The sequence below is a fragment of the Roseateles sp. genome (assembly GCF_036486225.1).
Lineage (GTDB): Bacteria > Pseudomonadota > Gammaproteobacteria > Burkholderiales > Burkholderiaceae_C > Roseateles.
The window spans coordinates 1-8,218 of record NZ_DASVNZ010000320.1 but is presented as its reverse complement, the minus strand read 5'-3'; the positions used below and the strand labels follow the sequence as shown (position 1 = coordinate 8,218).

The following is an 8,218-nucleotide window of genomic DNA, read 5'->3' as shown; positions in this document are numbered from 1 at the left end:
ACAGGTCCAGCGTCTCCGGTTTGCGGGCCAAGGCCTTCTCGATCACCCTGGCCACCGGGCCGGCCTCCTTCTTGACCAGGGCGCCGCTGTTCATCCACGCCCGCACCTGCGGATCCTGTGGCGCCTGCGCGGGCGCACCAGGATTGCCGAGCCAGGAAGGGAGATTCGAGCGACGGAAGATCTGCGACATGGTGAAGTGGCGAAGGGCTGGAATGAGCAGGTCAGTCGACAACCGTCGCCGCCGGTTCTTGACACGAAGATGCAGGTCTCCGCCAGGAAAAGCACGCTCGTTCTTTTCTGTCACCCGAGGGACGTGGAGGGGTAGTCGGGCGTGGTTCAATCGTCGGCATTCCGTCACGGATCGCCGCCGGTTTCCGCCCGCGATTCCCTTCCATGAGCCATGCGATGGCATGGATCCACAACGACCGAGGAGCCCTCGATGAGCCAAGTGAACCGCCAGATCCTGCTGGCCTCCCGCCCGACCGGTGAAGCCGGCACTGACAACTTCAAGCTGGTCGAGCAGACGATTCCCGAACTGGCGGACGGCCAGGTGCTGGTCCGCAACCATTACCTGAGCCTGGATCCCTACATGCGCGGCCGCATGAACGAGAGCAAGAGCTACGCCGTGCCGCAGCCGCTGAACGCCGTGATGATCGGCGGCACCGTGGGCGAGGTGGTGGCGTCGAAGAACGCGCACTTCGCCGTCGGCGACAAGGTCGTGGGCATGGGCGGCTGGCAGGAGTACCAGCTCGTCGACGCCAACCAGCGCGGCGTGCTGCAGAAGGTCGACACGACGCACGTGCCGCTGTCGGCCTACCTGGGCGCGGTGGGCATGCCCGGCGTGACGGCCTGGTACGGCCTGGTCAAGATCATCGATCCCAAGCCCGGCCAGACCGTGGTCGTCAGCGCCGCCAGCGGCGCGGTGGGCGGCGCGGTCGGCCAACTGGCCAAGGTGCGCGGCGCGCGGGCGGTGGGCATCGCCGGCGGCGCGGACAAGTGCCGCTACGTGGTCGAGGAACTCGGCTTCGACGCCTGCGTCGACTACAAGCAGCACACCGACCTGAAGTCGCTGTCCGCCGCGCTGAAGGCCGCCTGCCCGGACGGCATCGACGGCCACTTCGAGAACGTCGGCGGCATGATCCTCGACGCCGTGCTGCTGCGCGCCAACGCGTTCAGCCGCGTGGCCATGTGCGGGATGATCGCCGGCTACAACGGCGAGCCGATCCCGCTGACCTTCCCGCAGCTGATCCTCACCAACCGCATGAAGGTCGAGGGCTTCATCGTCTCCGAGCACATGGAGGTCTGGCCCGAGGCGCTGAAGGAACTGGGCACGCTGGTCGCGACTGGCAAACTGAAGTTCCGCGAGAGCGTCGCGCAGGGCCTGGAGAACGCGCCGGAAGCCTTCCTGGGGCTGCTCAAGGGGCGCAACTTCGGCAAGCAGCTGGTGAAGCTGGTCTGATGGCCGGCCCCCGCTGGATCAACCAGCCTTTCGACGAGCTGGGCGTGCGCGGCCTGTACCGCGCGCTGCGGCTGCGCGCGGAGGTCTTCGTCATCGAGCAGCGCTGCATCTACCTCGATCCCGACGGGCTCGACGAGCACGCGTGGCACTTGCAGGGCATGGGGCAGGGCGTCGATGGCGGCGAGGAACTCTTCGCCTACGCGCGGCTGCTGCCGCCCTCGATCGGTGAGGGCTCGGCCCGCATCGGCCGCGTGATCACGGCGCCGACGGCGCGCGGCGGCGGCCTGGGCCGCGCGCTGATGAGCCAGGCGCTGCGCGAATGCCAGAAGCTCTGGCCGGGCCAGCCGGTCGAACTCGGCGCGCAGGCCCACCTGCGCGAGTTCTACGGCAGCTTCGGCTTCACGCCGACCTCGGACATCTACGACGAGGACGGCATCCCCCACATCGACATGCGCAAGGAGGCGACGCCATGAGCGAATCCCAACGCGACGCCGCACGTGAGGCCTCGAATCCGGGCGGCTCGCCGTCGGCCGACGACCTCGTCCTCCACCACTACAGCAGCTCGCCCTTCGCCGAAAAGGCGCGGCTGATGCTGGGCCTCAAGGGACTGGCGTGGCACTCGGTGACGGTGCCGATGGTCCTGCCCAAGCCCGACGTGGTCGCGCTGACCGGCGGCTACCGCCGCACGCCCTTCCTGCAGCTGGGCGCCGACATCTACTGCGACACCGCGCTGATCGCCGAAGTGCTGGAAGGCCGCCGTCCGACGCCCAGCCTCTTCCCCGCGGCCGTCGCCGGACATGCGCGCACGCTGGCGCAATGGGCGGACACGGACCTGTTCTGGACCGCGCTGCCCTACGCGATGCAGCCGGCGGGCGCGACCGCGCTGTTCGCCGGCGCGCCGCCGGACATGCTCAAGATCTTCGTCGCCGACCGCAAGGCGATGAGCGAAGGCATGCCGCAGGTGCGCGGCGTCGACGCCGGCGCGGCGCTGACGCAGTACCTCGAGTGGCTCTCGGGCATGCTGTCCGACGGCCGGCCCTGGCTGCTCGGCGGCGAGACCAGCATCGCCGACCTCAGCGTCTACCACCCGCTGTGGTTCGTGACCCGGACCGGGCCGCTGGCCGAGATCTTCCAGCCGCACGAGGCGCTGCGGGCCTGGATGGCGCGTGTCGCCGCGATCGGGCATGGGGAGCGCGCCGGCAAGCTCGACGGCGCCGGCGCGATCGCGCTGGCGAAGGCCTCGACGCCGCGTCCGGCGCTGGTCGAGGAGGGTCTGGGCTTCGCCGCCGGCGATGCCGTCACGGTCACGCCCTACGACTACGCCCGCGACGCGGTCGCCGGGGAACTCGTGGGCCTCAGCTGCCGCACGGTGACGCTGGCCCGCGAGGACGAGCGCGCCGGCCGCGTGCACGTGCACTTCCCGCGCATCCGCTACACGCTGAAACGGGCCTAGCCCGTTCGAGCCCGTTCGAGCCCGTCCGGGCCCGCGCAAGGACAAAGACAAGAACCGCATCAAGGAGACAGGCGCATGAAGGACTATCAAGGCAAGACCGCGGTGATCACCGGCGCGGGTTCGGGCTTCGGGCTCGAGGTGGCGCGCATCGCCGCCGCGCGCGGCATGAACCTGGTGCTGTGCGATGTGCAGCAGGACGCGCTGGACAAGGCCGCCGCCGAGTTCGCCGCGCATCCGGTGCTGGCGCGCCGCGTCGACGTGGCCAAGGCCGACCAGATGGAAGCGCTGGCGGCCGCGGTGAAGGCGCGCTTCGGCGCGCCGAACTTCGTCTTCAACAACGCCGGCGTCGGCTCCGGCGGGCTGATCTGGGAGAACTCGCTCGCCGACTGGGACTGGGTCCTGGGCGTCAACCTGATGGGCGTGGTGCACGGGGTGCGCCTGTTCACGCCGATGATGCTGGAGGCTGCCGGCCAGGATCCTGCGTGGCAGGGCCACATCGTCAACACCGCCTCGATGGCCGGCATGCTGAACCCGCCCAACATGGGCGTCTACAACGTGTCCAAGCACGCGGTGGTGTCGCTCAGCGAGACGCTGTACCAGGACCTGGCGCTGGTGACGGACCAGGTGCGCGCCTCGGTGCTGTGCCCGTTCTTCGTGCCCACCGGCATCACGCAGAGCCACCGCAACCGCCCCGGCGAGCTCGTCGCCGACAAGCCGACCAGGAGCCAGCTCATCTCGCAGGCGATGACCGACAAGGCGGTGAGCTCCGGCAAGCTGACGGCGGCGGACGTGGCCCGCATGGTGTTCGAGGCGATGGACGAGGAGCGCTTCTACATCTTCAGCCACCCGCAGGCGCTCAAGGGCGTGCAGACGCGGCTGGAGGACGTGATGCAGCTGCGCAACCCGACCGATCCGTTCGAGGACAAGCCGGAGATCGGCGCGAAGCTCAAGGCGTCGCTGCGCGGCTGAGGGTTGCCGGACGGTGCACGCGAACGCGCGACCGCAGGGTCGTGAAGGCGTGGGCCGCACCTGACACTTCTGACAGGGGACCACCCCCGGATGCGGGAGAGCCCTTCCCCTGGCAGCGGGTAGCCGGGCCCACAATGGCCTCGTGGTCCCGTTCGCACTCCCCCGACTCCCGCAAGTGCTGACGCGCCTGCTGCCGATCCTGGCGGCGGTCGTGGCGGCCTGGCTGGCATTGGCGGGGCAGGGACACGCCGATCCGCGCGACTGGCTGACGGCCGAGGAGCGCGCCTGGGTGGCGCAGCATCCGGTGCTGCGGGTCGGCGGATCGGCCAGCTACGGCCCGTTCACCTACGTCGACGAGGAAGGCCGTCTCACCGGCCTGTCGTTGGACTACGCGCGGCGGCTGTCGGAACTCACCGGCCTGCGTTTCGAGTTCCAGCCGCCGCGGCCCTTCGCCGACAACCTGGACGCGCTGGCCGCGGGCACGCTCGACCTGCAGATGTCGCTGCGCGAGACGCCGGACCGCGCGCAGCGTTTCGGCTTCACGCGACCCTACATCACGGTGCCGGCGGTGCTGCTGCGACGCGCCGGCGCCGGCGACGATCCGCTGCGGCCGGGCGAGGCGGTGGCGGTGGCGCGCGGTTACGCGGTGGCGGAATTCCTGCGCGACCGCTACGCGACGAATCCGGTGCAGGTCGAGGTCGACGACCGCACGGTGCTGCGCCGGCTGGCCGGTGGTCAGGTCGGCGCCGCGGTGGTGGACCTGGCCGGCGCGACCTACCTGATGCGGCGTGACGGCATCGGCAACCTGCGGGTGGTGGACGACATCGGCTACGCCTACGGGCTGGGCATCGGCTACCGTCGCGACTGGCCGATGCTGGGCCGCATCCTGGACAAGGCGCTGACCCGCATCGGCGACAGCGAGCGCCAGGCCATCGCCGACCGCTGGATCACGCAGGACACGGCCGCGATGCGCTGGCAGCGCCGCACGCTGTGGGCCGTGGGCATCGCGCTGGCGCTGGTCGTCGTCGGGCTGGGCGTGACGCTGCTCTGGAACCGCGCCCTGCAGCGCCAGGTGCGCCTGCGCGGCGAGCTGCTGCAGCGCGAGCTCGGCGAACGCATGCGGCTGCAGGACGTGGACCGGGCCCGCGAGCTGGCCGAGGTCACCAGCAAGACCAAGAGCGAGTTCCTGTCCCAGGCCAGCCACGAGCTGCGCACGCCGCTGAACGCGGTGCTGGGCTTCAGCCAGCTGCTCGCCCACGATCCGAAGCGGCCGCTGGACGAGGTGCAGCAGTCGCGCATCAGGCACATCGACGAGGCGGCCAAGCACCTGCTGGTCCTGATCGAGGACATGATGACGCTCTCGCGCGTCGAGGCGAACACGCTGACCGTGCAGTCACTGCCGCTGCAGGCGGGGCCGCTGCTGCGCCGCGTGGTGGAGCTCGCGCAGCCGGCGGCGGTGGCGGCGGGCGTCGACCTGCAGGTCGGCATGACGCCCGAGGAGGACAGCACGCTGCCGCTGGTGCAGGCCGATCCCATCCGGCTGGAGCAGGTGCTGCATAACCTCATCTCCAACGCCATCAAGTACAACCGCCGCGGCGGCTGGGTGAAGGTCCGCGCCTGCGCGGAACCGCGCGGCTTCCGCATCGAGGTGGCCGACAACGGCATCGGCCTGAGTCCCGAGCAGCGCTCACAGCTGTTCCAGCCCTTCAACCGGCTGGGGCGCGTGGATCAGCCGGGGCACGGCATCGGGCTGGTGATCTGCAAGCAGCTGATGGAACGCATGGGCGGGCGCATCCTCGTGGACAGCGAGACCGGGCAGGGCTCGCGCTTCACGCTCGAACTGCCGGCCGTCCCGGCCGCGGCGTAGGTCTCCTCACTCCCGCCACATCCTCCCGGACCAGTCGGAGAAGGTCTTCAGGCGTTGAGCCTCCGCGCCATGGTTGCGCGCCGAGATCACGCTCCAGGTGATGTACTGCTCGCTGGTCCAGTCCACCCAGCCGCCGACCAGATGGGGCTGGCCCTTGCTGTTCAAGGGCAGCGGCGTGCGCTTCGCGTCGAGGCAGAAGCGGAAGCCCGACTTGATCTCCGGCTCGCTGCCGAACAGCGCGTTCGGATCGCAGCGGCGCCACTGCTCGTAGGTGGTGGTCGCGTACATCGCGTTGTAGAGCGACATCGAGCTGTTGATGAACATCAGATGCAGCCCCGGCGTCACGTCGTCCAGCAGCCGGAAGCGCGACTTCTCCCAGCTCTCCGGCCCGCGGTCGACCACCTCGCCGACACCCAGCTTGTGGATGGCCAGCGACGCGCGGCTGCGATGCCCCTCGTTGCGGAACAGGTCCGTCGGCGCGGCGGGATCGGGCTTGTTGAACGAGAGGTTCGTGTTGGCGAGTTGCGCCAGCTTGGTCCGGACCTGGAAGTAGCGCGCCAGGTGGGACGCCGACACTTGTGACGGCGCCTTCGCCGTCATCAGGTCGTCCACGACCGCGGTCGTGAAGCCCATGTGGTACGGCCAGTCCATCGGACCTTCGGAGGCACCGGACCAGCCCGGGTTCACCGTCATCTGCAGCTGGTACCACTGGTTGGTCCGGTAGTACGAGGTCAGCCGCGGCTCCCACGAGAAGTAGAACTCGCGCTTGCCCTGCGGCGTCTGCTCGTCGACGTACAGCATGTGCGGCGCCATGTAGAACACGCTGGGCCAGCTGAACGGCCAGCCGCGCTTCTCGCCTTCGCCCACCCATTTGCCGCTCGCGTCCTTCTTGCCGCGGAACCACGGCGCCGGGCCTTCGAGTCCGTACTCGTGCGCCAGCTCCCACTGCTTGACGCCCATCCAGTGGATCATCCCGAACATGGCGCGTTCGATGAAGGCTTCCTTGCTGTAGCCGGCCTTCGCGTTGGGATACAGCGCGCTGGCCGACGACTGCGTCGAGGACGACAGCAGGGCCTGCAGCTTGCGGCCGCCGATCTCCGCGCCGTACGGCTGCGAAGGGTTGGACGAGACGCGGCTGCCGCGACCGCCTCCGACGAAGTCCAGCATGCGCATGCCGGGGTCGGTCAACCAGTACTGCGCGCGCTCGCGCTGGTCCGCCGTGAGGTGGCTCCAGTCGCCGTAAGCGCCGTTGGGATTCCTGTTCGCCGCCAGCCAGTCGGCGATGCGCTTGACCACCTTGATCGGGTTGGAGCCGTCGTCGCCCTTGGTCTCGAACAGGCCCTGCGTCTGGCCCGCGTCCGGCGTCCAGATGTCCAGCGGATGCGTGATCGGCAGCCAGGCGTTCCAGTCGGGCAGTTGCAGCGGGATCGGCATCTCGCGCGTGTTCAGCACCTTGCCCGGGCTCGGGTCCATCGCGGCGTCCAGCTCGGCCTGCGTCACCGTGGTCGTGCTGTTGGCCGCCTTGCCGGCGAAGACGTTGACGAAGGACTTCGCGTCCGGCAGCACCGCGTCGATCCCTGCGCCGGCTGCCCATTCGACCGCGGGCTTGCTGTCCAGCCCGGGCCCGGGCTGGTAGGGCGGATTCCACGGCGTGGCCTGCGCCACGTGCGGGACCTTGGTCAGCGCCGCGCGCAGGTAGGCGGAGATCTGCCGGCCCTGCGTCTCGCTCAAGCCGTGGAAGCGGGCGCGCTGGACGATCGAGTTGTTGGAATAGTTGAAATACTGCAGGTCGCGGCCCGTGGCCGCGTGGCAGGACGCGCAGGCGGCGCGCATCTTCGTGTTGACCACCGGCGACTTCAGCAGCAGGCCGGAGGCGTTCCACAGCGCCTTGCCCGCGTCGGCATCGGCCGTCCAGGTGCGGCCGGCCTCCTTCTCGGCGGCGATGTCGGCCCAGCGGCGCGGGTTGGTCGCGAGGTTGCGACCGTTCGCGTCCTGCAGCTGCAGGTCGAGGATGCGGTAGCCGTTGGAGTTGCCGTCGGTGCCGTTGAAGCGGAATTCGATGCGATTGGTGGCGGGGCTCGCGACCAGGCGCGCGCGCACCGTGCTGTCCAGCGTCACGCGGAAGCGGATCGTCAGCAGCCCGCCGTTGACGCCGCCGTGCGAGCGCTCGACGTCGTCGAGCTGCACGCCGGTGTCGCTGATCGGGATCCACGCGGCCGCGCCGCTGTTGTTGGCGTTGGCCGCGCCGACCACGCGCAGGCTGCCGGCGATGGCCGTGAGCGGCTTGCTGAGCGCCTCGAACTCCGGCGAGTTGTAGAAGCCGCAGCGGTGGCAGCGCACCACCAGCTGCGTCGCGGTGGCGAGCGATCCGGCATCGAGCGACAACTCGGCGGCGACGACGGTCGGCGCATCGGGCGCGCCCGCGCCCAGCACTTCGATCGGAAGCGTGAGCGTCGGCGGCGGTGCCGGC

At 69.9% G+C, this 8,218-nt stretch carries 7 protein-coding genes; 5 read left to right on the top strand and 2 right to left on the bottom strand.

Annotation, left to right across the window (positions count from 1 at the left end):
- Window positions 1-190 (bottom strand): hypothetical protein (locus VF536_RS21070; RefSeq protein ID WP_331616837.1); only part of this gene is annotated, 190 nt, incomplete at its 3' end.
- A gap of 249 nt (window positions 191-439) precedes the next feature.
- Here VF536_RS21070 and VF536_RS21065 point away from each other — a divergent pair.
- From VF536_RS21065 to VF536_RS21045, 5 genes are all read left to right on the top strand, one after another.
- Entirely contained in the window at window positions 440-1,459 is a 1,020-nt protein-coding gene (locus VF536_RS21065; protein ID WP_331616836.1) for an NADP-dependent oxidoreductase, read from the top strand.
- Window positions 1,459-1,932, top strand: coding sequence for a GNAT family N-acetyltransferase (locus VF536_RS21060; protein WP_331616835.1), 474 nt, complete (start codon window positions 1,459-1,461; stop codon window positions 1,930-1,932). The genes VF536_RS21065 and VF536_RS21060 overlap by 1 nt, the downstream gene beginning before the upstream one ends.
- Window positions 1,929-2,912, top strand: a complete 984-nt coding sequence (locus VF536_RS21055) for a glutathione S-transferase family protein (protein WP_331616834.1) — start codon at window positions 1,929-1,931, stop codon at window positions 2,910-2,912. Before VF536_RS21060 ends, VF536_RS21055 begins: the two co-directional genes overlap by 4 nt.
- 75 nt (window positions 2,913-2,987) lie before the next feature.
- Window positions 2,988-3,881 carry an SDR family oxidoreductase gene (locus tag VF536_RS21050; protein ID WP_331616833.1) on the top strand — a complete coding sequence of 298 codons (894 nt, stop codon included), beginning with the start codon at window positions 2,988-2,990 and terminating at the stop codon, window positions 3,879-3,881.
- A 175-nt stretch (window positions 3,882-4,056) separates the two neighbouring features.
- Window positions 4,057-5,748 (top strand): sensor histidine kinase, encoded by a 1,692-nt coding sequence (locus VF536_RS21045; protein ID WP_331616832.1) that lies wholly within the window; start codon window positions 4,057-4,059, stop codon window positions 5,746-5,748.
- Between the two features lie 6 nt (window positions 5,749-5,754).
- On the opposite strand, the gene VF536_RS21040 is transcribed toward VF536_RS21045, so the two are convergent.
- Window positions 5,755-8,218: hypothetical protein (locus VF536_RS21040; RefSeq protein ID WP_331616831.1), on the bottom strand; the 2,464-nt coding region annotated here is incomplete at its 5' end.

Bases quoted from the DNA above. Each gene is read 5' to 3' on its own strand.
- VF536_RS21050 (WP_331616833.1), top strand. From the start codon at position 2,988: ATGAAGGACTATCAAGGCAAGACCGCGGTGATCACCGGCGCGGGTTCG.
- VF536_RS21060 (WP_331616835.1), top strand. From the start codon at position 1,459: ATGGCCGGCCCCCGCTGGATCAACCAGCCTTTCGACGAGCTGGGCGTG.
- VF536_RS21055 (WP_331616834.1), top strand. From the start codon at position 1,929: ATGAGCGAATCCCAACGCGACGCCGCACGTGAGGCCTCGAATCCGGGC.
- VF536_RS21065 (WP_331616836.1), top strand. From the start codon at position 440: ATGAGCCAAGTGAACCGCCAGATCCTGCTGGCCTCCCGCCCGACCGGT.